At 34.5% G+C, this 23,858-nt stretch carries 25 protein-coding genes and 1 riboswitch; of the genes, 8 read left to right on the plus strand and 17 right to left on the minus strand.

The genetic code is table 11. The features are described 5' to 3' along the window. Nucleotides 1–36: 36 nt before the first annotated feature. Nucleotides 37–1,281 (plus strand): adenosylhomocysteinase, encoded by a 1,245-nt coding sequence (locus FNLLGLLA_RS04925; RefSeq protein WP_008713939.1) that lies wholly within the window; start codon nucleotides 37–39, stop codon nucleotides 1,279–1,281. A gap of 119 nt (nucleotides 1,282–1,400) precedes the next feature. Continuing rightward, nucleotides 1,401–2,690 (plus strand): amidohydrolase, encoded by a 1,290-nt coding sequence (locus FNLLGLLA_RS04930; RefSeq protein WP_156697550.1) that lies wholly within the window; start codon nucleotides 1,401–1,403, stop codon nucleotides 2,688–2,690. A gap of 70 nt (nucleotides 2,691–2,760) precedes the next feature. Here the strand turns inward: FNLLGLLA_RS04930 and FNLLGLLA_RS04935 are convergent, their stop codons facing one another. Continuing rightward, nucleotides 2,761–3,510 (minus strand): class I SAM-dependent methyltransferase, encoded by a 750-nt coding sequence (locus tag FNLLGLLA_RS04935; protein WP_004697068.1) that lies wholly within the window; start codon nucleotides 3,508–3,510, stop codon nucleotides 2,761–2,763. Between the two features lie 149 nt (nucleotides 3,511–3,659). Between FNLLGLLA_RS04935 and FNLLGLLA_RS04940 the strand changes: the two genes are divergently transcribed. The 3 genes from FNLLGLLA_RS04940 (at nucleotide 3,660) to FNLLGLLA_RS04950 (ending at nucleotide 6,404) form a co-directional block, all read left to right on the plus strand. After that, a complete protein-coding gene (locus tag FNLLGLLA_RS04940) occupies nucleotides 3,660–4,610 on the plus strand; it encodes a DUF1848 domain-containing protein (protein WP_156697549.1) in 951 nt (316 codons plus the stop codon). 140 nt (nucleotides 4,611–4,750) lie between these two features. Beyond that, the gene (locus FNLLGLLA_RS04945) at nucleotides 4,751–5,659 is read left to right on the plus strand and encodes a haloacid dehalogenase-like hydrolase (RefSeq protein WP_156697548.1); all 909 of its coding nucleotides are present in this window, start codon (nucleotides 4,751–4,753) and stop codon (nucleotides 5,657–5,659) included. 1 nt (nucleotide 5,660) lies between these two features. Then, nucleotides 5,661–6,404, plus strand: a complete 744-nt coding sequence (locus FNLLGLLA_RS04950; protein ID WP_156697547.1) for a DUF4241 domain-containing protein — start codon at nucleotides 5,661–5,663, stop codon at nucleotides 6,402–6,404. Between the two features lie 105 nt (nucleotides 6,405–6,509). Here the strand turns inward: FNLLGLLA_RS04950 and FNLLGLLA_RS04955 are convergent, their stop codons facing one another. Next, nucleotides 6,510–6,659, minus strand: coding sequence for a hypothetical protein (locus FNLLGLLA_RS04955; protein ID WP_004695850.1), 150 nt, complete (start codon nucleotides 6,657–6,659; stop codon nucleotides 6,510–6,512). Between the two features lie 210 nt (nucleotides 6,660–6,869). Between FNLLGLLA_RS04955 and FNLLGLLA_RS04960 the strand changes: the two genes are divergently transcribed. Then, the gene (locus FNLLGLLA_RS04960; RefSeq protein WP_156697546.1) at nucleotides 6,870–8,171 is read left to right on the plus strand and encodes a hypothetical protein; all 1,302 of its coding nucleotides are present in this window, start codon (nucleotides 6,870–6,872) and stop codon (nucleotides 8,169–8,171) included. A 172-nt stretch (nucleotides 8,172–8,343) separates the two neighbouring features. On the opposite strand, the gene FNLLGLLA_RS04965 is transcribed toward FNLLGLLA_RS04960, so the two are convergent. After that, the gene (locus tag FNLLGLLA_RS04965) at nucleotides 8,344–8,961 is read right to left on the minus strand and encodes a phosphatase PAP2 family protein (protein WP_008600961.1); all 618 of its coding nucleotides are present in this window, start codon (nucleotides 8,959–8,961) and stop codon (nucleotides 8,344–8,346) included. A 193-nt stretch (nucleotides 8,962–9,154) separates the two neighbouring features. After that, on the minus strand, nucleotides 9,155–10,501 hold the full coding sequence (locus tag FNLLGLLA_RS04970) for a VanW family protein (RefSeq protein ID WP_156697545.1): 1,347 nt from the start codon (nucleotides 10,499–10,501) through the stop codon (nucleotides 9,155–9,157). 106 nt (nucleotides 10,502–10,607) lie between these two features. Here FNLLGLLA_RS04970 and FNLLGLLA_RS04975 point away from each other — a divergent pair, with 106 nt between their 5' ends. Continuing rightward, a complete protein-coding gene (locus tag FNLLGLLA_RS04975) occupies nucleotides 10,608–11,618 on the plus strand; it encodes a site-specific integrase (RefSeq protein WP_008600957.1) in 1,011 nt (336 codons plus the stop codon). A gap of 123 nt (nucleotides 11,619–11,741) precedes the next feature. On the opposite strand, the gene FNLLGLLA_RS04980 is transcribed toward FNLLGLLA_RS04975, so the two are convergent. Then, the gene (locus FNLLGLLA_RS04980) at nucleotides 11,742–12,050 is read right to left on the minus strand and encodes a LysM peptidoglycan-binding domain-containing protein (protein ID WP_021148155.1); all 309 of its coding nucleotides are present in this window, start codon (nucleotides 12,048–12,050) and stop codon (nucleotides 11,742–11,744) included. A 253-nt stretch (nucleotides 12,051–12,303) separates the two neighbouring features. On the opposite strand from FNLLGLLA_RS04980, the gene lexA reads away from it, so the two are divergent. Beyond that, a complete protein-coding gene (gene lexA, locus FNLLGLLA_RS04985) occupies nucleotides 12,304–12,975 on the plus strand; it encodes a transcriptional repressor LexA (protein ID WP_012864371.1) in 672 nt (223 codons plus the stop codon). A 59-nt stretch (nucleotides 12,976–13,034) separates the two neighbouring features. Here the strand turns inward: lexA and FNLLGLLA_RS04990 are convergent, their stop codons facing one another. From FNLLGLLA_RS04990 to FNLLGLLA_RS05045, 12 genes are all read right to left on the minus strand, one after another. Next, nucleotides 13,035–13,970, minus strand: a complete 936-nt coding sequence (locus FNLLGLLA_RS04990; RefSeq protein WP_021148154.1) for a bile acid:sodium symporter family protein — start codon at nucleotides 13,968–13,970, stop codon at nucleotides 13,035–13,037. A gap of 11 nt (nucleotides 13,971–13,981) precedes the next feature. Then, nucleotides 13,982–14,824: a pantoate--beta-alanine ligase gene (panC, locus tag FNLLGLLA_RS04995; protein ID WP_021148153.1), complete on the minus strand. Its 843-nt coding sequence runs from the start codon at nucleotides 14,822–14,824 to the stop codon at nucleotides 13,982–13,984. A 72-nt stretch (nucleotides 14,825–14,896) separates the two neighbouring features. Continuing rightward, nucleotides 14,897–15,289 carry an aspartate 1-decarboxylase gene (gene panD, locus FNLLGLLA_RS05000; protein ID WP_004695834.1) on the minus strand — a complete coding sequence of 131 codons (393 nt, stop codon included), beginning with the start codon at nucleotides 15,287–15,289 and terminating at the stop codon, nucleotides 14,897–14,899. A 272-nt stretch (nucleotides 15,290–15,561) separates the two neighbouring features. Further along, nucleotides 15,562–16,449: a 4-hydroxy-tetrahydrodipicolinate synthase gene (dapA, locus tag FNLLGLLA_RS05005; protein ID WP_021148152.1), complete on the minus strand. Its 888-nt coding sequence runs from the start codon at nucleotides 16,447–16,449 to the stop codon at nucleotides 15,562–15,564. Nucleotides 16,450–16,470: 21 nt separating this feature from the next. Then, nucleotides 16,471–17,502, minus strand: coding sequence for an aspartate-semialdehyde dehydrogenase (locus tag FNLLGLLA_RS05010; protein ID WP_021148151.1), 1,032 nt, complete (start codon nucleotides 17,500–17,502; stop codon nucleotides 16,471–16,473). Between the two features lie 23 nt (nucleotides 17,503–17,525). Beyond that, nucleotides 17,526–18,323 carry a 4-hydroxy-tetrahydrodipicolinate reductase gene (gene dapB / locus FNLLGLLA_RS05015; RefSeq protein ID WP_021148150.1) on the minus strand — a complete coding sequence of 266 codons (798 nt, stop codon included), beginning with the start codon at nucleotides 18,321–18,323 and terminating at the stop codon, nucleotides 17,526–17,528. 76 nt (nucleotides 18,324–18,399) lie between these two features. Continuing rightward, nucleotides 18,400–18,572: riboswitch (Lysine riboswitch) on the minus strand. Between the two features lie 41 nt (nucleotides 18,573–18,613). Further along, nucleotides 18,614–20,278, minus strand: a complete 1,665-nt coding sequence (gene recN, locus FNLLGLLA_RS05020; protein WP_156697544.1) for a DNA repair protein RecN — start codon at nucleotides 20,276–20,278, stop codon at nucleotides 18,614–18,616. Nucleotides 20,279–20,282: 4 nt separating this feature from the next. Continuing rightward, complete coding sequence (argR, locus tag FNLLGLLA_RS05025; protein ID WP_004695825.1) at nucleotides 20,283–20,738, minus strand: arginine repressor; 456 nt, start codon at nucleotides 20,736–20,738, stop codon at nucleotides 20,283–20,285. 320 nt (nucleotides 20,739–21,058) lie between these two features. Further along, nucleotides 21,059–21,634 (minus strand): tRNA 5-(aminomethyl)-2-thiouridylate-methyltransferase MnmM, encoded by a 576-nt coding sequence (gene mnmM / locus FNLLGLLA_RS05030; protein WP_004695822.1) that lies wholly within the window; start codon nucleotides 21,632–21,634, stop codon nucleotides 21,059–21,061. A gap of 24 nt (nucleotides 21,635–21,658) precedes the next feature. Then, nucleotides 21,659–22,543, minus strand: coding sequence for an NAD(+)/NADH kinase (locus tag FNLLGLLA_RS05035; RefSeq protein ID WP_119562958.1), 885 nt, complete (start codon nucleotides 22,541–22,543; stop codon nucleotides 21,659–21,661). A 9-nt stretch (nucleotides 22,544–22,552) separates the two neighbouring features. Further along, the gene (locus FNLLGLLA_RS05040) at nucleotides 22,553–23,356 is read right to left on the minus strand and encodes a TlyA family RNA methyltransferase (RefSeq protein ID WP_105086508.1); all 804 of its coding nucleotides are present in this window, start codon (nucleotides 23,354–23,356) and stop codon (nucleotides 22,553–22,555) included. Continuing rightward, a complete protein-coding gene (locus FNLLGLLA_RS05045) occupies nucleotides 23,353–23,832 on the minus strand; it encodes a divergent PAP2 family protein (protein WP_105086509.1) in 480 nt (159 codons plus the stop codon). Before FNLLGLLA_RS05045 ends, FNLLGLLA_RS05040 begins: the two co-directional genes overlap by 4 nt. Nucleotides 23,833–23,858 lie beyond the last annotated feature (26 nt).

A 23,858-nucleotide genomic window follows, 5' to 3' on the forward strand; every position in this document is an offset into this window, starting at 1 on the left:
CTATTGTATCTACTTGTATGAGTAAAAGGAGATATTATGCAATCTTTAATTAGAGACATAAATTTAGCAACAGAAGGTCGCAAAAAAATTGATTGGGTTTCTAACTTTATGCCTACATTAAACACATTAGGTGACCGTTTTGAAGCAGAACAAACTTTCAAAGGCCAAACAATTGTTGTTAGTGTTCACTTGGAAGCAAAAACAGCATACCTTGCGACTGTATTAAAACGCGGTGGTGCAGATGTAATTGTAACGGGCTCCAATCCGTTGTCTACACAAGACGATGTAGCTGCAGGTCTTGTAGATATGGGCATTACTGTATATGCTTGGTACGATTGTACTGATGAAGAATATTTTAACTTCCTCCATAAAGCACTTGATCATAAACCACATATTATCATTGATGATGGTGGTGATTTAGTAAATCTATTGCATACTACACGTCAAGATGCAAAAGAACGTTTGTTAGGGGGGAGTGAAGAAACCACAACAGGTGTACATCGTTTATATGCATTAGAGAACGCTAAACAATTAACATTCCCTATGATTGCTGTAAATGACTCTTACTGTAAATATCTTTTCGATAATCGCTATGGTACAGGTCAGTCCGTTTGGGATGGTATCATGCGCACTACGAACTTGACTGTAACAGGCAAGAACGTTGTTGTTGCTGGTTATGGCTGGTGTGGTAAAGGCGTTGCGATGCGCGCAAAAGGCCTTGGTGCACACGTATATGTAACTGAAGTAGATCCAATTAAAGCTATAGAGGCTGTATTTGATGGTTTCAAGGTATTGCCTATGATTGAAGCCGCTAAGGTTGGCGATATCTTCTGTACTGTAACAGGTTGTAAAGATGTTATTGTAAAAGAACATTACAAAGTGATGAAAGATAAAGCTATCTTATGTAATGCTGGTCACTTTGACTGCGAAGTGAATGTTTCTGATCTTACTGAACTTGCTATAAGCCACGAAAGGGTTCGCCAAAACATCGAAGGCTATACTATGTCTGATGGTCGTAAACTCTATGTATTGGCTGAAGGCCGTCTAGTAAACCTTGCAGCTGGCGATGGTCACCCTGCAGAAATTATGGACTTGTCATTTGCTATGCAAGCCCTTGCTGCAGAGTATATCTTGAAAAACGGTAAAGAAATGGATCCAAAAGTATACGTATTGCCTCATGAATTAGATGTGGAAATCGCTAAACTTAAATTGAACTCCATGGGCTATGATTTAGATTCTTTAACACAAGAACAAATCGATTATCTAACAAAAGTAAACTAATACTGTATTGAAATATAATAGTTTCTGTAATACATTTTGTATCTAAACTATTACTAGCTTTCAAATTAAACAAATATAACCGAGCTATCATGGCTCGGTTATACCTATGAGGGAAGACTATGTCTGAATTATTGATTACTCATGTAGACGTCCTCACCGATGAGGGGGTTTTAAAAAATCATGCCATTGAAATTAATAATGGTTATATTACAGCTATTTTAAACGATAGAGAAGCTGAAAAGGTAAAAGACTCTGCTAAGGAAGTACTAGACGGTAAAGGTCAATTGGCTACGCCAGGTCTTGTAAATACACATACTCATATTGCGATGGGTCTATTTAGAAACTATGCAGATGATCTTGAGCTTATGGAATGGCTTGAAACGGCTATTTGGCCAACAGAAGCAAAATTAAATGACGATTATGTACGGTACGGCACACAACTCGGTATTGCTGAAATGTTGCGCACTGGCACCACTACATTTAGCGACATGTATTTCTTTATGAATACTACTGCTGAGGTGGTAAAAGAAACAGGTATTCGCTCTGTATTGTCACGTGGCTTAGCCGGTGTATCCCCAACAGCAGATCAAGCATTAGTTGAAAATGCTGACTTATTCCGCACTTGGAACGGCTTTGATAATGACCGCATCAAAGTATTGCTTGGACCACATGCACCATATACTTGCCCTGATGATTATATGGAAAAGGTGATTGCCTTATCTCATGAATTAAATTGTGGTATTCATATGCACTTGTCCGAAACAAAAGGAGAAGTGGAGAATGTTATGAAAGCTACTGGTAAGACACCAATTGCGCATATGCATGATTTAGGTTTATTCTGGAATACTACCTTAGCCGCACACTGCGTTCATGTGACAGACGAAGATATGGCTATTATGGCTGAAAATAATGTAGCCGTAGCTCATAACCCACAATCTAATTTAAAATTAGCTAGCGGTATTGCACCAGTACCTGAAATGATTGCCAAAGGTATTACGGTTGGTCTTGGTACAGATGGCTCCGCTTCTAATAATAATGCTGATATGCTTGAAGAAGTACGTCTTGCAGCAACATTACATAAAGCACGTCTTTATGATCCAAAGGCTATTCCTGCTCAAGCCGCATGGAACATGGGCACTGTAGAAGGTGCAAAAGCACTTGGCTATAGAGACCTTGGTGTATTAGCGAAAGGCTATCGTGCAGATATCGTGTTATATGACGTATCTGGTATGCACTGGATGCCTCGATACAACGATTTAGCGGCACTTGTATACTCTGCAAATAGTTCTGATGTAAACACTATAATTGTAGGTGGCAAAGTTCTTATGAAAGACAAAGAATTGCTTACAATTGATGAAGAAAAACTACGGGCAGAGATTGATAAAGCTCAGGTATATTTTAGTAATTAGCAGTTAATCTAAACACAAAACCCACTCATGATAATCATAGAGTGGGTTTTGTGTTATATATTATATAGATTTATTTAATTGCTTTCACCAAGAACATGGGTACAGGAATATAAAACTCGTCTTCCTCATTGTAAATACGCGGACCTACAGTTAGATCAATGGTAACAGAACTAGCACCTAATTTAGTAAGTAGTTCTTTATCCCATTGAGGTCGTGTATAAGACGAAATGTCGAGCATATGATAAATGGTATGACACCGTTCTTTTAATTCGTTGCTTACATGTTCATGGGCATGATGAACAGATTGTGGTACATTATGATGATTACGAGCATGTTCCGCATCATAGTTTAAAATCAAACCGCCTGGGCGAATGACGCGAAACCATTCGGCATAGGCTTTGTCAGGATGGGGTAAATTCCACGTTACATTTCTGGCCACAACGATATCAAAGGTATTAGTATCAAATCCTAGATTCTCTGCATCCATCACAGAAAAGGTTGCATCACAATCGAGGGACTCTGCTAGTTGATTTGCCTCATCTATCATATTAGGTGTAATATCAATGCCATGCACTGTATGACCAAGCTGAGATAGTATAATACTAAAAAAGCCGGCTCCACATCCAATATCCAATATTCGTAAAGATCTATCAGAATCAAATATATGACAAGTTAATTCTTCTCTCCATAATTTTAGTTTGGGACTTTCTAATTCTTTTGCACGTAAAGCGCCAAAATCGTGAGATCGATCTGCCCAATAGGCTGTAATAAATTCTTTATCATCCTTCATAGGATGGTTGCGTTCAAAAGTATCATTCATAATTTAGTTCTCCTCATATTCTATAGTATGTATAGTACCATAAAATAATAATGAACTATACAGCAAAAATCACATTAACTCCATAAATACTTACTATTAGATATGATATAATACTCCTATGTTTTTATTTTACTGAAAGGGCAGGGGCTATGATATTACAGACTGGGCAACGTACAGATATTCCTGCTTTTTATGGGCAATGGCTAATCAATCGTATACGTGAAGGTTTTGTAGATGTTCGTAACCCTTATAATCCCCTACAGGTTCCCCTACAGGTGACACGGTATCCAATTAATCAAGAAGTGGTAGATGGTATTGCATTCTGTACAAAGAATCCTTTACCGTTTATTCCACTACTAAATGAAATTGTTGATTACAGACAATACTGGCATATGACTATAACGCCTTATGGAACTGATATTGAACCCTACGTGCCAACTTATGTGTCTGTTATAGAAGGATTTAAACATATTTCTAAACAGCTTAATTCTCAATCTATGGTGTGGCGCTATGATCCTATCATTTTAACTAATGAATATACCGTTGATTTTCATTGTGAAAGCTTTTACAAAATGGCTCAAGCCCTTAAAGGTTATACAGATACAGTTGTTGTTAGCTTTTTAGATATATTGGATAAGGTGGCTCAGAATTTTCCAGAAGGATATAGACCAAGTTTAGATGTTCAAACTAAGATCATTAAAGAATTTGTTTCCATAGCTCATTCCAATCATATGAATCTTAAAACCTGTGGAGAAGGGGATATCTTTAAAGAGCTTGGTGCTTATACAGAGGGGTGTTTAACCTTAGATTGTTATGAAAGGGCCTGGAATATAAAATTAAAAGTACCTAAACGCGCGCCAGCACGACCAGAATGTAATTGTTATTTACATAGTGATATTGGTGCCTACGATAGCTGTAGCCACTTTTGTCGATATTGTTATGCCAATACTAATCAAGCGGCAGTTCGATATAATCGTTTACATCATTACCCAAATTCTAGCTTACTGATTGGAAAACTTTCAAAAAGAGAAATTATCAAAGAAAGTACGGAAAAGAGCTGGATTGTAAAAGAAACTGTAACACAAGATAGCTTATTTTAGAGAGAATTACGAGGAATTACTAAATTAAATGAATTGACTTATCGTGTAAAATAGATACCAAAGGGGTTGTCAAGCAGGTATCTCAGGAATATAAGAGAGTGTAAATGTATTTTGGGTTTAATTTAAAAGGAGGTGCATTTATGATAACGTATAAGAAAGATAGTAAAGATAATTTACAATCATCTGACTCATCTATGCCCGTGTTAGCAATGTGTTACGACTTTGATAAGACATTAACCCCTAACGATATGCAGGCACAAGGATTCATTCAATCGGTAGGCTATAACGAAGAGCAAATCAAACAATTTTGGTATGAATCAAATCAATTGGCTAAAAAACATGATATGGATAATAACTTAGCCTATATGTACAAAATGATTCAAGAAGCAGTAGGCCATTTCTATGTAACAAAAGATAAGCTCATGGAATACGGCAATCAGGTAGAATTATACGAAGGGGTACGGACTTGGTTTGAACGCATTCGTCAATATGGCTTAGAACAAGGCGTTAAGATTGAACATTATATTATTTCGTCTGGCTTAAAAGAAATGATCGAAGGCACTGAAATGGCAAAAGAGGGGGCTTTCACCAAAATCTATGCCAGTGCATTTATGTTCGATGACAAAGGTGTAGCTGTTTGGCCTGCACAAGCCATTAACTATACGAATAAGACACAATTTTTGTTCCGTATTCAAAAAGGAATTCTCGATATTAATGATACTGGTGTTAATGATTACATTAAGCCTGAAAATCAACGTGTGCCGTTCCGTAACATGATTTATATTGGGGATAGCGATACAGATATTCCTTGTATGAGTCTTGTGAACGCTAATGGGGGGCATTCTATAGGTGTATATGATCCATTTAAGAAGGATAAAGAAAAGGTATATAAGATGATGCGTCATCATCGTATCCGTTATTATGCACCTGCAGACTATTCTAATGGTTCAAAACTAGATATCTTAGTGAAGCAAATTATTCGTAAAACCGCAGCCTATGAAGTATTAGAAGGCGAATATATTCATTGTAAATACGAAGCCGAGGAGTAATATGGAACAATCTAAATTAACTAGCGAATGGATTCAAACCTTTAACCGATTAGGTTCTGAAGGTAAATTAAAACCTACCGTACCATATCACGATTTATTTAACCGAAAAGAGTTAAAAGGATTTCCGTTACACACATTACCTATGTGGACGGTAAATTTTCCAACAGGTTATATTACGTGTTGTGATCCTCTAGTAACATTACCAAGCAAACCAGATACATATCTTAGACAGGTAACACCAGGTACGTATTTGTTAGAGACTAAGATAATCGAAATGGAACCAAATGAATATCGTTATGTAGCTAGTCGAGTTGTTTTTAGTGGCAATGAACCTGTATACTATGAATTAGCATTAAAAGGAACTGAAGACTTAACCGATTTAGATGATGGAGATACCTATATTGGATTTCCTGTAGATTCAGGTTTAGCTACAATTATAGATGCACAAACAATTGAAACATATAATAAGTTTTATGAACAATGGCATATAAACTACCCTGAAAAAAATATCTACGATGACTATTATAGTGATTTATTCCAATTAAATGCTATGGCATATCCACAATACCAACGTTCCAAAGGAGATTGGATTAACTTCACAATTCCTGATACAGAATTGACTGTACCGATGATTCAATCTGGATTTGGCGATGGTTTATATCCAGTATACTGGGCATTTGATAAAGATGGTCAGATCTGCCAAATTATTATGGAATACATTGATTGCAGTGAAGCATATGAATAATATACTGGGTGTAGTTAAGGAACTAATTTTATAAATCAAAAAATATAAAAATAAGACGCTTAGATAACTAAGCGCCTATTAATATGTTCATATTCATCTGAGAAATTAGATACCAAAAACCCAGTTAACTAACACGCGAATAATACTTAAACCAACAACCATTTCAGCAAGAAATCTTAAAGAACTCTCCATGCCATTTCCTAAATGTTTTAAACCGCCAATTTTGGCTTTACTTACAATATCACACCAGCACATAAAATTCCTCCATAAGAGTATGAGTAAATTAGATAATTTATATTACTATTTTACAATCTAATTCTAAAAAATTCAATATAAATTTTATGTAATAATAATACTTTATTGGCATATAGAATAATTAAGAATATGAAAAGTATAGTTTATTTAAAGAATATAAATATGTTAATATGAAATCAACTATTGATGTGTTGTGTAATGGAGTGCTTTATGAGAAAGTTTATATTAAGCTTTGCAATAGCATTGGTTTCATGTAATATAATAGCTGCAAAAGAATATATTACATTAGAATCCCAAACTGGCAATACCATTGTTGATGAAAAAGGACAATGGATATTGGGCCCATATGATAACTTACATGTGGAGTATATAAAAGGATATAATAATAACTATGTATATGGATCATTTTATGAAAATGGTCAAAAACGATATGTAAATTTAGTTGAACTAGCCTATTTACCAGTAGGGTATGAATATGAGTTCTATTATAAATTTGCTAAAGCTTTCACTAATGGGGGCTTTAAATTATTAAACTTAGATGGTACATATGCTATTAATGATGTGATTACTGATTATGATGATTTAAGTGATACTATAATATTAGGTAAAAAAGGAGAATATTGGTATGTATATAATAGAGTAAGCGGCAATCCAATTATTGATAGTCCTATTAGAAGTATCAAAGAGAGTATTACCAAATATTGGTCTAGAAAAGATAAAAAATATCTTTATAAATTATATACTATAGATGATTATACAAAATATCTTACAGAAAATGGTGTTTTACTTAGTGTTGATGAAGCTATAGACCTTATTAACAGAAATGATTATATAGAAATACGTAATAATGATGGTGCGGGAGGTGATTCATATTCTGATGAGAATTTTTATAGTAGAGCTCCATCAGATGTTTATGATTTATTTTCAGAAGTAGATGATAAAGGTAATACTTTATATGGTATGAAGACAAAGGATAATATAATCGTTATTCCTCCTAAATATAAATCTATAAAACATTTAGGTAAAGAGTTTAAGTACTTTGTTGTGACTGATAAAAATAATAGGTATGGTATAGTAGACTCATTAGATCAAACTATAGTTGCTACGAATAACTATTCTTATGAAAGATTAAGTGATCGTAGCTTTATTTTGAAAGATTCATATGGTAATAGTATTTTTAATGCTAGTTCAGGTGTATTTTATGCTGATGTTTTTGATAGTATAGATACATCAAAGCCTAATTATGTATTAAATAAAGTTACTACAGCAACTTATGATAAAATAAAATATGTAATTGATACAAACTCAGGTTATAAATTATTTAAATTACCACATTATGATGACGATATAACATCATTTTATAAAGCTTTATTTGTTTATAAATCTAAAGGGAAATATGGCCTAATGGATTATAACGGTAATATAATTATTGAACCTAAGTTTGATAAAGTTACTATTGATGAACCTGAGTTAGCGGAATATATAAAAGAAATAGATTCATATGATAAATAATTAATTTTTTACTGATTATTTTGATTAACTAAAATAAACTAGCTTATAGACTTATAGGCTAGTTTTTGTTTTTAACATAAATTACTTCCGATAACGATATATTATCGGAAGTAATTTAATGCCAAAGATTGGGCCTAAATGGCCCAATCCCTTGTGTTATATAGTTTTTTGCTTATTTACGTTTAAATGTGTATGGTTCGTATTCTACATCATTATGGCGGTTAGTCCACCAGTTCCAGCCGATTCTTGCTAACTTCCAGGCAATGAATCCTACGATGATTCCTAATACTAAACCTGTTAATACATCTGTTGGATAATGTGCAAATAAGTAAACTCTAGAGAATGCTACTACTATTGAACCTAACAATGCTAAAATCCCTAAATATCGCTTCTGAGGTGCTATTTGGCCTAAGCCTAGGTAAATAGTCATGGCTGATGCGAATGAACCAAAGCTATGACCTGATGGGAATGAATAGCTTGTAGCTTTTGGTAGTGCAGATTCCAACGGTACCGTTACATTTGGAAAATCAACAAATGGTCTTAATCTTGCTACATTTGGTTTTAAACCTTGGTCGCCAATTATAAATACAAATCCTAAAGCAATAATAATTGCCACGCCTAAAACGCGGTATTTTTTTTGTAGCATTAATAATAATGCTATTATAATCCATAATGCGCCATTGCTTGTAATTTTTGAGATAAATGCCATAATTGGTGTTAAAAAACTATATACAAAATGTTCATGTACATAGAAGATTAAAGAGTGATCAAATTGTAAAATTGTGTCCATAAATTCCTCTTCTATTCTACTTTTTCCTAAATGATAATTATTGAGAATATCTTATTATACTTTTTATTTTAATAATTAATCTATACTAATTTATTTACGTATATAATGATTTCTCATTTACAGCCCAAATAATAGCCTAAACTATTTATATACAATGGTCAATAGTTTAGGCTATATTTCATAAAAGCTATAGTTATGATTTCTTTTTATCTGTTTTCTTAGGTGGCGCTTCAGGTGTTGCAGGCATTGTAATAATCGTATCTACAGGGTCATATATAGACTCAAAGGAATCAGTTTGAGTAACCCAGTTACCATATGTAATGGTTCTATACGTATTCATTTTTAAGCCTACATGGCCCTCTTGTACCTCTTTTTCTTTTAAAGATGGATCTACCTTAGTTATTGTTTTATTTGGAATCTCACCATAATCGCCTACAGAGATAGATACATTTTTTGGTTTATCTTCAGCTGTACCTATAATGTAAATAGTTAACGTACCATTATTCATAACACTTAAGATATAAATAGAATGTTGGTACGGATTTCTAAACTTAAAGTCTAAATAGCCCCAAGCTACCGTAGCATCTCTACCAGCTTGAATATATCCAACTGGTTCAAAATGAGGTGTACGTTCAACAATATTCATACCAGATAATAAAGCTGTATTAAAAATGGTAGAACTTACTTGGCAAATACCGCCACCAATGCCTGGAACTAATTTGCCATCAATCATAACAGGCGCATCATCATAGCCAGCTTCTGCAGTACGTTCGCCTACAACATCGTTAAAAGAGAATTGTGCACCGGGCTTAATGAGTGTACCATTTATCTTATCAGAAGCTAATTGGATATTATGTGTTCTGCTTTCATTACTTGGATTATACTCCGTTGTGAAAGATGCTAATACAGTATTTAAAGGTTTTAGATCAGTATCAGTAACTTTTACCGTATTCTGCGTAGTAAATACCATAGAAAGAGAATTTATACTATCGCTAATCTGTAGATCATCTTTTAGCTTTTTCAAGGTAGCATCGATATCAATACGTTTGCCTTCTTTTGACGGATGTATTACTACTTGTCCATTTTCAACAGTAAGATAGGCATCATGACCAGGTGTATCTATTGTTTTTGCTAACTCAGTGAGATATGTTTTGCCTTTTACTTCGTCTAACTTATATTGTGGTTTAAAATGATGACCATAAAATAAACCATTAAATCTATGTGACAATACTGTCCACATATCATCCTCATAGCCGTATGTGGAAATAGCTTTTACCATAGCCTCTGTATCGAATTGAATACCTAAATCATGATATGTGGCCTGTTGTTTTTTATTATTTCCCATATCGATAGATATAGTCTGAGGTATCTTATCATTCACCTCTTGTAAACGTGCTTGTAATTCGTTCTTTGGTGTATTTGATAGATCTGTATCATTATAATATACACCATAAGAAATATTTTCTGTTGGAATGTATGAGCAACCACTTGTACCCAAAAGAACAAGTACTGTTCCTACTAATATGTATTTCTTCGTCATGTATTCGTAAACGCTCCCGAATTATTTATTATATTCTCTAATTATAGCATATAAAGATCTAATCTATGGTACAATTATATTAATATTTTATGGGTAAGGGTGAATTATGTCAGAGTCTAAGAAACAACAAAAGCATTTTTATTTGCGCAATAATGATGCGCTTATGAATAGTACAAAGTTGTCTATGAAAGCAAAACAAAGCATATTGTTATCTAAGGCTGAGAATACTGTTGATGCTTACGAATCGGATTGGGACGATTTCGTAGATTGGTGTACTTATCAAAAGGTATCTTATTTTCCAGCTACACCAGAAACAATAGTAAATTATATTAACGATCTAGCAGATTATGCAAAGGCAAATACAATTTCACGTCGTATTAGTGCTATATCTGAAAATTTTAATGCTTCTGGCCAAAGAGATAATCCATGTATGGCTCCTATCGTTAAACAGGCCTTACGTGGTATTAGACGATTAAAAGGAACATTCCAACAAGGAAAAACCCCAGTTTTGTTAGAAGATATTGAAGATATTATAGACTGTATGACTAAGCTAGATGTACCGGAACTTCAATTATTGCGCGATAAAGCTATTCTTTTGATTGGCTTTATGGGTGCTTTCCGGCGCAGTGAGATTGCAGCTATTACAGTAGAAAATCTTCAATTTTCACCACAAGGTGTTGAAATCTTTGTAGCATCCTCTAAGGCCGATCAAGAAGGTCAAGGTGCAGTGGTAGCTATCCCACATTTATCTGGTTCTCCGTTAGATGCAGTACGAGCCTTACAACAATGGTTACGTGCTTCTGGTATTACTGAGGGACCTGTATTTAGAGGGTTTACAAAAAATATGTCTTTACGTAAAACAGCTATATCCGATAAGATGATTGCAGAAATCGTAAAGAAATATATTTCTCTTATTGGTCTAGATCCGACCATGTATGGCGCTCATAGTTTACGTCATGGCTTTGCAACGACTGCAGCAGCTTATGGTGTTGAGGAGCGTAATATTATGCGACAAACTCGTCATCATAGTGTAAATATGGTTCGTCGTTATATCAATGAAGCAAATAAGTTTGTAGATAATCCTATCTCTACAATTTTTGAAAAGCGATTTAGATAACAATCATAAATCAGTTGATTTAGACAATAACTATAAATCATTTAATAACATACATTAGATAACAAAAAGCAGCTATCTCTGTTAGAGTAGCTGCTTTTTTGCGTGGGATTAACCCATATATATTTAGTTTTGAGCCATATAGTCCAAAGCTCTAACTGGACTATCAGATTTCTTTGCTGGTACCTTTAAAACTGTACCAGGTACAAGAGCACCAGAATCGTTAATATTGTTGAGTTCCTTCATGGCATATACCATTTCACGAACATCCATATCTTTATGAGCTGTACGTGCTGCAATATCCCACATTGTATCGCCTGCTTGAACCTTTACTTCACGTATATTATGTGTATTTACCTCTGTTGTAGGATTTGACATATTATAACCAAATAATACTGTTAAGCACATTCCTACCATCATCAATATATTTTTCATCTCATACCTCACATTTACATCGAACATAATATCTGAGAACATTTGTTTGTTTACATGCTTATAATACCACACGAACGAATGTTCGGTCAAGCGTTTTAGAACAAATGTTTGCAAAAACTTTTAAAATTGCCTATAATAGGTATATAAGTTAAGTAAATATCTTATATTTTTATTATATAGTACGTTATGTGGTAATTTTTACGCATAGTTATATTTACATTTTTTGACATTAGATTGACTTTGGAGGTTTATCGTGAGACGCCCTGCTACAGATATTAATACAAAACAGCGCCGTATATTAGACTTTATAAAAGATTCATTACATAATGAATATCGATGTCCTACAGTTCGTGAAATCTGTACACATGTAGGGCTAAGTTCCACTTCTACTGTTCAATCTCATTTAAATGCGCTAGAAAAATTTGGCTATATTAAGCGTGATCCAAATAAAAATCGTGCTATTACTGTTTTAGAAGATACTAAACCTTCTATCTCAGTAACTGGTAATGAAACGTCTAGCTCTGATAACTTTGAGTTTTTAGGTGCAGGTCTTAAACAAGTACCTCTTATCGGTACTGTACAAGCAGGTATGCCTATTACTGCAGTAGAAAACCTAGAGTCCACGCTTACATTGCCAGTTCAATTGACTGGCGATTCTGACTGTTTTTTATTACGTGTTCAAGGCGAATCTATGATGAATATCGGTATGTATGAAGGTGATATGCTCATCGTGCGGCATCAAAATACTGCTAATAACGGTGATGTTGTTGTTGCTCGCATCGATGATGAGGCAACCGTAAAACGTTTTTATAAAGAAAATGGTCATATTCGTTTACAACCTGAAAATGATGATTTTGATCCAATCATTGTAGATGATTGTCATATTGAGGGCCTTGTAATTGGTCTTGTACGAGATAGAATATAAGCAACAAAAAACGGCAACATATTGTTGCCGTTTTTTTGTTGCATGTATAAAGTTTATTTTTAATGTAAACTATTTTCTCTCCGTAGAGTAGCAAAAATAGCACCTGATATATTATGCCATACACTAAAAATAGCCCCTACTAGCGTTGCTAATGGATTTAATGCAAAATTTGTTGCTGCCAATGTTACGGCTAAACCACTATTTTGCATTCCTACCTCTATTGCTAGCGCTGTAGTTTTATCATATCTTAATTTAAGCAGTGCTCCTACACCTAATCCTAGTAGTAGACCTAGTATATTATGTATACCAACAACAATAAGTGTTTCAAGCCCAGAAATCAATAATTTCTCTTTGTTAATAGCAATAATGGCTGCTATTAACAGTATAATAGCAATCATTGAGAAGATTGGACTAATGCTGGTTAAAGTATTGATATGTGATTTACATACATATTGGATTACTGCGCCCAATAAGATTGGCGCAATAATAACTTTTACCATAGTGATCATCATAGGTAGTACTTGAACATCTACCCATGCGCCACCGATATATAAGATTAATAATGGTGTAACTATGGGAGCTATTAATGTTGAAGTAATTGTCATTCCTACAGATAAAGGGACATCACCATTGGCAATATAGGTTATAACATTACTGGCTGTCCCACCGGGACAACAACCTACTAATATTACACCAATAACAATATCTGGTGATAAGGTAAATATATGGCAAATTCCCCAAGCTAATAGAGGCATTATTGTATATTGTGCAAGTACACCAATACAAATATCTTTTGGATGTCTAAGAATACTACATAAGCTTTCAAACTTAATAGTAAGCCCCATGCCAAACATGGCTATACCAAGTAAGAATGGTGTATAAGCGATTGCCCAAGTAAAGTATTCTGGTACTATATAGGCAATACATGAAAAGCCTAGGATTATAAAAATTAAGTATTTGGAAAGGACGTTGTTGAGTGTAAGTAAATGATTCATAACTTCTCTCCTTATTTTGGATCGTATGAGAAGTTATCGATAAGTCGTGTAGAACCAATATATATAGCCATAGCCACTAATACTGGGGCAGTAACCTCTTGTACAGGTTGCATAGTCTTAGCATCAACAACTGAAATATAATCTATTTTAGCAAGTGGTTCGGTTTGTATAGTGTCTGTCATAGTATCAATGATACATTTAGCAGGGCAACCATATTGTATAGTTTGTTTTCCCAATTGAATAGCTTTATACAATATGGTTGCAGCTTTCCGTTCTTCACTAGACAAATATGTATTACGAGAAGATTTTGCTAAACCATCTTTTTCACGAACAATGGGAACACCAATAATATTGACAGGAAAATTTAAATCAAAGACCATTTTACGTATAATGGCTAATTGCTGTGCATCTTTTTCACCAAAATACGCATTTGTTGGTTGAGTAATATTAAAGAATTTTGCCACCACAGTGCAAACGCCTTTAAAGTGAATTGGTCTGCGAATACCACACAATGTATCAGATAAATCCGCAATGTTTACAAATGCCTTTTTATCTTGGTACATTTCCTCCGGATTTGGAGCAAAAATAAGATCGACACCATGTGATTCACATAACTTTTTATCGCTATTAATATCACGAGGGTAAGTACTTAAGTCTTCATTTTCTCCAAATTGAATAGGATTTACAAATATAGAGACAATGACCTTATCGTTATTTTTTCTAGCTTGATCTATTAATGCAGCATGTCCTTCATGTAAGAATCCCATGGTTGGTACAAAACCAATTGTGTAACCTTCTTTTCTCCAGCTATTTACTGTATTCCGTACATTTTCGATAATTGTTATAAATTCCATTATATTCCTCCGTTATATTGTAAATACGAAGATAGTCTCCTATACAGTCTACTGTAATTCGATCAATGACAATTATTTTTGATCAACTAATAAACCATGTTTCTCATAGTTTTTTATATGACTTATCTTGTTATTGTTATCTACAAATACAACGAGAGGATTATGGCTCTCAACTTCGCTTTCATCAAGCTGTGCATAACACATGATAATTATCTTATCATGTACTTGTACATGTCGTGCGGCAGCACCATTTAAACATATAACACCACTACCTGCTTCTCCGGCAATAGTATATGTACTAAAACGCGCTCCATTATTAATGTTTACAATTTGAACTTGTTCATATTCTCGTATTCCGGATGCATTCAATAAATCAGTATCAATCGTAATGCTCCCTACATAATCAAGTTCTGCTTGTGTCACAGTAGCTCTGTGAATCTTACCTTTTAACATTGTTAGTATCATGCTAAACTCCTTGTGTTATAAATGTACCCGCCATATTGGTCGGTTCGAACTTTCACAATTTGTCTGTTTATCATGAATTAACAGTAGACTAGAGTATAGTTAAAAATACTATCTCCAGAGAAATTATACCATAATTATAAATTTTTACATTAAAATACAATTAATATAATACAAATAATGTCACTCTAATCAAAAATAACAGTAAGATTGTAGTATAAAATAAAAACCAGTAGCTACAATGTAGTTACTGGTTTTTATTTTATACTGATATTTTATTTTAGATATTCTGCTAATGCTTTATCAATATATGCTGCTTCATCAGCCGTCGGTTCACACATTGGTAAATTAAATTTTCCCACAGGTAAGCCAATTTTACGGGCTGCATATTTGACAGGAATCGGATTTGTGGTGATGAACATTGCTTTTATGATTTCTGATAAGGCTTGATGAATACGAATCGCTTCGTGGTTATGACCAGATTCATAAGCTTGAATCATAGCATTCATATCTTTGCCTGCTACATGAGATACTACAGATACGACTCCACATCCTCCAACGGATAACATCGGTAATGTAAGACCATCGTCCCCACTATATACCATGAAATCATCTCCAGGCATTAAGCGCTTAATTTCAGAAGCAATCATTAAATTACCACTTGCCTCTTTGATAGCACAAATATGTGGATATTCGTTATGTAGTTGAACTAAGGTAGTTGGGAAAATACCTGTCCCCACACGACTTGGTACATTATACACCATAATTGGCAATGTAGTAGCTTCTGCAATAGTTTTAAAATGCAAATATTGACCTTGTTGGTTAGGTTTATTGTAATAAGGTACTACAACTAGCAAACCATCGATACCATCGATTTTAGAGACTTCCTTTACAAAGTCTGCAGAAGCTTTTGTATCGTTACTGCCTACATTGGCAATAATCGAACCTTTATGTCCACATTCTTTTGCAATCGCATTAAATAGAGCTAATTTTTCGTCTCTAGACATAGTTGGGTTTTCACCCGTTGTACCACAAACTACAAGACCATCAGAGCCATTATCTAACAGATAATTGGCGATATCTATACAATTTTCAATATTTACAGATCCATCACTATTAAAGGATGTCACCATAGCTGTTAACACTCGACCAAAGGTTTTCATATATATCCTCCCCTTGATAGATTAAAATGCTTGTTTTTCCACCAAGTACTCAGCAATTTGCAACGCATTAAGAGCTGCACCTTTACGAATTTGGTCCCCTACAATCCAGAAGTTCATACCGTTGTCATTGTATAAGTCTTTACGAATACGACCTATTTCACAGTCGTTTTGATTAGATGTATACAATGGCATAGGGTAAATTTGTTCAGCAGGATTATCTTTAACTTGTAAACCAGGGAATTTTTCACATGCCGCCTTGAAAGCCTCTACAGATACAGGTTCTGCTGTTTCTACCAAGACAGATTCAGAATGAGAGCGATATACAGGAACACGAACTGTAGTTGGAACTACTTGAATAGTTTCGTCATGAAGAATTTTTTGCGTTTCGTAAACCATCTTCATTTCTTCTTTAGTATAATCATTTTCTAAGAACACATCAATTTGTGGCAATAAGTTGAATGCTACAGGATAGTGTTTAGGAGCAGAGCCAGTTGGCAACAGATTTGCTGTCATTTCTTCGCCTGCAGTATATTGTTTTACTTGATTTTCAAGTTCTTCAATACCTTCTTTACCTGCCCCAGATACAGCTTGGTATGTACTTACAACTACACGTTTAATTGGAGAGAGATCATGAAGAGGTTTTAATCCTAAACTCATGATAATTGTAGAGCAGTTAGGATTTGCAATGATACCTTTATGTTTCAAAATATCTTCTGGGTTAACTTCTGGTACTACGAGTGGAACTTCAGGATCCATACGGAATGCACTAGAGTTATCGATTACAATAGCACCGCGTTTAGCGGCTTCAGGCGCTAATGTTTTAGATATAGAGCCACCTGCAAATAGCGCAATATCAATATTATCAAAAGATTCAGGTTTTGCTTCTTCTACAATATATGTTTTACCATTCACAGTAAGTTCTGTACCTGCAGAACGAGCGGAAGCTAATAGTTTTAAGTTTTCATAAGGAAAGTTACGTTCTTCAATAAGTGTAATAAATTCAGCACCTACTGCACCAGTAGCACCTAGAATAGCAACATTAGGTTTTTTCATTGATACATCTCCTTGCACAAAAATTATAAATAATGTTCTAAACCGTATGTTAAGCCAGTTTTAGAACTAATTTTTTTACATGCTAATACTACGCCTGGCATAAAAGATAAACGGCTTAAGCTATCATGACGTATGGTTAATGTTTCATCATAACCACCAAATAATACTTCTTGATGAGCCACATAACCTGGAAGGCGTACACTATGAATTGTTACATCGTCAACCTTAGCACCACGAGCACCTGGTAAGCTTTCACGAGTTAAATCCTCATCAGCAGTTACCTTAGCAGCTTGTTTAGCATCGTTAATCAATTTAGCTGTTAAAATAGCTGTGCCAGAAGGCGCATCGTATTTGTGATTATGATGTAATTCTATAATTTCTACATTAGGGAAATATGGAGCGAGCTCTGCAGACACTTTCATCATCATTACCGCCCCAAGAGAAAAGTTTGGCGCCACTAAGCAATTCGCTTGATTGGAACGACCTATTGTATCAAGTTCATCACGTTGTTCTGCGGTCAATCCTGTAGTACCGATGACTACATGAATACCAGCAGATAACATTTTCTTCGCGTTTTCATAAATAACTGCAGGATTAGTGAAATCTACAATCACAGCAGGTTTATTTGTATCTAATACCTCATCGATGGAGGCATTTATCTTGATACCTAATTGTTCGATTCCTGCTACAGAGCCTACATCTTCCCCTGCCTTAGTCGGATCAATACCACCAACTAATGTTAAATCAGGATCGTTATGTACTGCTTTGACCACTTCACGACCCATTTTGCCGCCAGCGCCATTTACCATTACTCGAATCATATATACCTCCAAAAAAGCCAGTGGATGCATCCACTGGCCTTATAGATTATATAACTATATATACTCTTACGAAAAGCTCAATGATAGCACTCCACCAATACAAGATTGATGACAGTTGTCTATCTATTAAATAGACAACCAGAACGATGAGTCGCAATCATCGAACTTCGGCAAGCATCCCTTTTATCATGGATCAATGCATGCCTACTCCTCATGATTACTCTTAATACTCGCACCTCTATCAACATATTCATTTAATACTATTAGTATAAGTAATTATGCGATTTTAGTCAATTAAAATGGTCAATAAGTTCTTTCGCCGCCGCAAGTGCTGTAGCAGACATTTCCTTACCAGACATCATAGACGCGATTTGAGTTACTCGTTCTTCCTCATTTAAGACTACTAATGTAGAGATTGTACGATCATCTTGCTCGATTTTAGATAGATGATAGTGTTGTTTCGCAATACTTGCAGTTTGAGGCAAATGAGTAATACAAAATACTTGATTTGTTCTAGATAAATTAAGTATTTTTTCTGCCACCTTAAGTGCTATATCACCACTGATACCAACGTCAATTTCGTCAAATACCATCGTTTTAAAAGCGTCACTACGGAATACTGATTTAAAGGCTAATGCAATGCGAGCTAACTCACCGCCAGATGCTACTTTATGTAGAGGTAATAACTGTTCCCCTTTATTCGCAGAGAATAGCATTTCAATAGACTTTGCACCTAATGAGGATAACTCAGTCCCCTCTTCAATATGAAATTGAATATCCCCTTTGGGCATCCCTAGATCCACTAATTCTTGATGTAAGGCCGTAGCAATATCTTTTGCATTTTTTTGACGTACCTCGTGTAAAACTGTTAACGCTTCTTCTGCTACCTTTTTTGCTTCTTCAAGACGAGTTTCTAATTCATCTTGAGCAAATACAAGGTCTTCTAGTTCTTCTAAACGAGATTGCGCCTTTTCTTCGTATGCTAGAATATCTTCTACGGTTTCACCATATTTTTTCTTTAAGCTATAAATTGTGGTATCTCTGTCTTGGCAATATTTATAACGCTCTTCATCGTAGCTGATAGTATCCCTGTAACGATCTAAAGATTGTGCAGCTTCTTCTAGTTGGAAATAAGCAGAGTCCACCATTTCTGAGACTTCTTTTAACTCGCTGTCATATTTTACTAGATCATTAACCTCTACCTTAATCGAGTTAATCGTATCAAGTAATGGTTGACGTCCATTATAAAAGGCATCATAACAAGAACCTAAAACCTTATCGATATGTTCAAAACTGTCAAGACGCTTAAGTTCTTCTGCAATAGTTACATCTTCACCAACACTCAGACCAGCATCTTCAATTTCATCGATTTGGTATCTAAGCATATCAAGCTCCCGGGCTCGCTCAGACATATTTTCTTGTAAATGATCTACATCTTGTTTTGCTTGCTTATAAATTTTATACGCATCAGTATAAGCTTTATAGGCTTCCTTTCCTTCTTTATTAAAAGTATCTAAATATTCATGATGTGTATCAGCGTCTAGTAAACGTTGGTTGCTATATTGTCCGTGAATATCTGCTAAGTATTGACCAATCTCCTTTAAAGCTTTTAAAGGTATTGGTTGATCATTAGCCAATATACTAGATTTGCCATTACGGTTAAAGGATCTTGATAGAATTAACTGGCCTTCTTCTATCATGATATTTTTAGACTCTAATAGGTCTTGAATACTTTGGTGATTAGCAATATCAAATATTCCATCAATAACAAAACTATCTTTACCGTGACGAATAAACTCGCTACTTGCGCGTTCTCCTAATAGGATACTAAAGGCATCCATAAGAATGGATTTCCCTGCCCCAGTTTCGCCGGTAAAGATAGTAATGCCATCATTAAATGAAATATTCATTTGCTCAATCAACGCAAAGTTGCGAATGCTCATTTGCGTTAACATATTATTAGTCCTTCATTAAATCTTGAATTTTCGCTAAAATTGCTGGAACTTCAGCTTCGGATTTTGCAATTAACAAAATAGTATCGTCCCCTGCTAATGTACCAATAATTTCAGTCCATTTTGCATGGTCGATAGAAAATGCTACAGATTGAGCAGAACCAGGGATTGTATGTAATACAACTTGGTTTAAACTGTGATCAACTTTAATCAAAGAATCTTGGAATAGTCGGTTAATACGACTACGAGATAAAACTACATTTTCCTCTGGAGATAATGCATAACGATAATGTCCATCGCCTGTAGGAATTTTGATTAACATTAATTCCTTAATATCACGAGAAACTGTAGCTTGTGTAACTTCAATACCTTCTTCTAGTAAAGCCGCAGCTAATTCCTCTTGTGTTTCAATCGCCTTGGACTGCACGATCTCTTTAATTTTGTTATAGCGATAGCGTTTCATTTTGAACTCCCTTTTTTAAACCTTGCACATAAAAGAGAATAGTATCTTTCTGATAATATTATACCATATATTCATAATTAATATATGGTATAAATCGCATATATTATACGTCTTATGCATATTATATTAATATTTAAAATATTGTTAATATTCTATATATTGATAACGTACAAATTCATAGCTCATAAGGTTCATCTATTTATAGGGAATTAATAATTTAAAAATAGAAAAATATACATGTATAATTAAAATCCCCTATAAAGGGGGGTTTACTAACTGAGTATGAGTTTTATTCATAATGAATAAAGATATATTTCGTTTTATCGTTTTTGCAATATAAATAACTCAGGTGGATTATGTATTTGGTTCATCGGATGCCAATGGCATACATTATATATTTTCTGATCTAAATCTGATAAATACGATTTAAGAGACTGCATTTCTTCAAATCCCTCTGTTGTTCCAGGGTAAGCAACTATTGTAATAACTCCAGACTTGGAAAGTTTGTGTAAACCTTCATTTATGGCATCAATGGTTTGATGCGGTTTTGTTACAACTTGGTGATCTCCTCCAGGTAAATATCCTAGATTAAAAATCATTAAATCAATAACTTCATCCTTTAATTGATGAGCTACTGCCAAATCATGAGAGTCATGAATAAACGTTAAACTCACTTCTGGCGCAATATCATTTGATTGTAAAAGCTCCTTGCTAGTTTTAATAGCTTTCATTTGAATATCAATTCCATATAGATGGCATGCCTTTTGTGCCCGTTTAGAAAGGTATAAAAGATCATGGCCATTACCACATGTAGCATCTACTACCACTTTGGCATTTTCCATACATCTATCCCAGATTAAATGTTGGAATTGAACAGCATTGTTAATGTTAATCACAAAACCACCCCACTTGAGATTTGGTTATAATAATTCATCTCGACGAGATGCTAACTTTTTAAATAGTGTACCAAAGAAACATTGATCCTTGTATCGTACAAATAAACAATATACAGGGTTAGAGCTTATATGTAAGGTTTCTTTATTTGTAAAAGTATAGTCAAATGTACCATCAATACAAATATGTAATTGTGGTTCTCTTTCCGGCATTGTAATTTGAATCGTATCATGTTCCTCTAAAACAAGGCTTACACCTTGAATTAAATGTGGTGCTACTGGGGTGACAATGATAGATCGATTATCTGGTTTCATGATTGGACCACCAGCCGATAGATTATAGCCGGTAGAACCTGTAGCAGAGGAAATAATTAAACCATCCGATGGATACATTTGCGTGTGTTGATTATTTATGGACATATTAATTCGAGCCATTTTAGCAGGCTCAGCACGAGTGATAACAATTTCGTTAATGATAGGAACAAGTTCTTCCTCTTTACCCTCATGACGTTCTATATAAGCATATAAATGTCCACGCTTTTCAATATTATAATCACCATTAGCAATACGTTTAATATGACTTTGCATTTGATGAATTTCAATTTGATTTAAAAAACCTAGTTCGCCAAGATTAATACCACAAACAGGTACATTATATGGATAAATTTGTCTTGCAAGATGGATGATGGTACCATCACCACCAAAACTAAAGGCAATATCGATTTGTTTAAAGATTTCTGGGCGACTTAAAATATGAGTTTCAGGAATCTTAAGTACTCGTGCAGGTGCATCTGATTCGAGATCATCTGGCAAAAATACTTCGATACCTTCATCTTTACAAATATGTGCAGCCATTTTTAGAACTGCCATAATATTGCTTTTCCCCATATTGGGAAAGAATCCGATACGCATAGTAATCTCCTATAATGAATGGGCTTCTGCAACCACTGTATCAATCAAAGTATCATCAATGGTTAAGGCCCCTTCTTCGTACTTTTTAAAATAACCTAAAAACTCTATATTACCTTCCATACCTTTAATTGGTGAGAAAGTTAAGCCATGTGTATACAATCCACAATCATACGCAACGTGTAAAATACGATGTAAAACTTCTTTATGGATTTCACTATCTCGCACTATACCGCCCTTACCAACATTTTCTTTACCAGCCTCAAATTGTGGTTTTATTAAGGCCACAAGTGAGCCCGTATCTTTTAATAAATTAGTAGCTACTGGTAAAACTTTGTCTAAAGAAATAAATGCTACATCAATAGAAATAAAATCAACAAGTTCACCTATTTGTTCAGCAGTAACAGTACGGATATTTTGTTTCTCCATATTAATTACACGTGAATCTTGGCGTAATTTCCAAGCTAATTGATTATATCCTACATCGATGGCAAAAACCTTAGACGCACCGTTTTGTAATGCGCAATCTGAAAAACCACCTGTACTAGCTCCTATATCAATCATCACAGCCCCATGTAAATCGATAGGGTAAGTTTGAATAGCCTTTTCTAATTTAAGTCCTCCACGGCTTACATAAGGTAGGGTATTGCCTTTTACAATAATATTAGCATCCGCAGGAATCTTGGTGCCTGCTTTATCTATGCGCGTAGTATCCATAAATATAAGGCCCGCCATAATAGCTGCTTTTGCTTTTTCTCTACTTTCAAAAAGGCCTCGATTAACGAGGAGTATATCTAATCGTTCTTTATTGTTCATATTACACCATGATAAATACAATAAAACTGAATAAAGGCCACGAGAATACCGAGAATTAAACCACCAAATACTTCGATAGGTGTATGTCCCAACAACTCTTTTAATGCTTCTTTACGTGTAATGACAACAGGTATATTTTTTTTTGTAAAATAATCTACAATTTGATTAAGTATTTGAGCTTGTCGTCCTGCCTCTAATCGTACACCAGACGCATCATACATAACAATAATTGAAAATACTAAGGATAATATAAATAGATCCGTTACACCATTTTTAAGGTAAATCGCTGTTGTTGTAGCAATTACAAATGATGTATGTGAACTTGGAAAACCACCAGATCCAACAAGGCGTTCTGGACGGAATTTACCATGTTTTAAGAGTTGCCATACAAATTTGATAGCTTGAGCCGTAAACCAGCCCCAAAATGCAGCTTGTGCGATATAATTATGTGCTATTTGTGGTAATATATCAATCATTGTTTATACCTTCTACAGGTAATACC

Origin of the sequence: Veillonella parvula (genome assembly GCF_902810435.1) — a bacterium.
Classification (GTDB): Bacteria; Bacillota; Negativicutes; order Veillonellales; family Veillonellaceae; genus Veillonella.

What these genes read in the sequence shown, in the direction of transcription:
- FNLLGLLA_RS04930 (WP_156697550.1), top strand. Translation starts at nt 1,401, where the DNA reads ATGTCTGAATTATTGATTACTCATGTAGACGTCCTCACCGATGAGGGG.
- FNLLGLLA_RS04955 (WP_004695850.1), bottom strand. Translation starts at nt 6,659, where the DNA reads ATGTGCTGGTGTGATATTGTAAGTAAAGCCAAAATTGGCGGTTTAAAA.
- FNLLGLLA_RS04950 (WP_156697547.1), top strand. Translation starts at nt 5,661, where the DNA reads ATGGAACAATCTAAATTAACTAGCGAATGGATTCAAACCTTTAACCGA.
- FNLLGLLA_RS04980 (WP_021148155.1), bottom strand. Translation starts at nt 12,050, where the DNA reads ATGAAAAATATATTGATGATGGTAGGAATGTGCTTAACAGTATTATTT.
- FNLLGLLA_RS05035 (WP_119562958.1), bottom strand. Translation starts at nt 22,543, where the DNA reads ATGCGTATCGGATTCTTTCCCAATATGGGGAAAAGCAATATTATGGCA.
- panD (WP_004695834.1), bottom strand. Translation starts at nt 15,289, where the DNA reads ATGATACTAACAATGTTAAAAGGTAAGATTCACAGAGCTACTGTGACA.
- FNLLGLLA_RS04990 (WP_021148154.1), bottom strand. Translation starts at nt 13,970, where the DNA reads ATGAATCATTTACTTACACTCAACAACGTCCTTTCCAAATACTTAATT.
- dapA (WP_021148152.1), bottom strand. Translation starts at nt 16,449, where the DNA reads ATGAAAACCTTTGGTCGAGTGTTAACAGCTATGGTGACATCCTTTAAT.
- recN (WP_156697544.1), bottom strand. Translation starts at nt 20,278, where the DNA reads ATGTTAACGCAAATGAGCATTCGCAACTTTGCGTTGATTGAGCAAATG.
- panC (WP_021148153.1), bottom strand. Translation starts at nt 14,824, where the DNA reads ATGGAATTTATAACAATTATCGAAAATGTACGGAATACAGTAAATAGC.
- FNLLGLLA_RS05010 (WP_021148151.1), bottom strand. Translation starts at nt 17,502, where the DNA reads ATGAAAAAACCTAATGTTGCTATTCTAGGTGCTACTGGTGCAGTAGGT.
- FNLLGLLA_RS04975 (WP_008600957.1), top strand. Translation starts at nt 10,608, where the DNA reads ATGTCAGAGTCTAAGAAACAACAAAAGCATTTTTATTTGCGCAATAAT.
- FNLLGLLA_RS04940 (WP_156697549.1), top strand. Translation starts at nt 3,660, where the DNA reads ATGATATTACAGACTGGGCAACGTACAGATATTCCTGCTTTTTATGGG.
- FNLLGLLA_RS04970 (WP_156697545.1), bottom strand. Translation starts at nt 10,501, where the DNA reads ATGACGAAGAAATACATATTAGTAGGAACAGTACTTGTTCTTTTGGGT.
- FNLLGLLA_RS05045 (WP_105086509.1), bottom strand. Translation starts at nt 23,832, where the DNA reads ATGATTGATATATTACCACAAATAGCACATAATTATATCGCACAAGCT.
- FNLLGLLA_RS04925 (WP_008713939.1), top strand. Translation starts at nt 37, where the DNA reads ATGCAATCTTTAATTAGAGACATAAATTTAGCAACAGAAGGTCGCAAA.
- FNLLGLLA_RS04960 (WP_156697546.1), top strand. Translation starts at nt 6,870, where the DNA reads ATGAGAAAGTTTATATTAAGCTTTGCAATAGCATTGGTTTCATGTAAT.
- dapB (WP_021148150.1), bottom strand. Translation starts at nt 18,323, where the DNA reads ATGATTCGAGTAATGGTAAATGGCGCTGGCGGCAAAATGGGTCGTGAA.
- FNLLGLLA_RS04935 (WP_004697068.1), bottom strand. Translation starts at nt 3,510, where the DNA reads ATGAATGATACTTTTGAACGCAACCATCCTATGAAGGATGATAAAGAA.
- argR (WP_004695825.1), bottom strand. Translation starts at nt 20,738, where the DNA reads ATGAAACGCTATCGCTATAACAAAATTAAAGAGATCGTGCAGTCCAAG.
- FNLLGLLA_RS04945 (WP_156697548.1), top strand. Translation starts at nt 4,751, where the DNA reads ATGATAACGTATAAGAAAGATAGTAAAGATAATTTACAATCATCTGAC.
- FNLLGLLA_RS05040 (WP_105086508.1), bottom strand. Translation starts at nt 23,356, where the DNA reads ATGAACAATAAAGAACGATTAGATATACTCCTCGTTAATCGAGGCCTT.
- FNLLGLLA_RS04965 (WP_008600961.1), bottom strand. Translation starts at nt 8,961, where the DNA reads ATGGACACAATTTTACAATTTGATCACTCTTTAATCTTCTATGTACAT.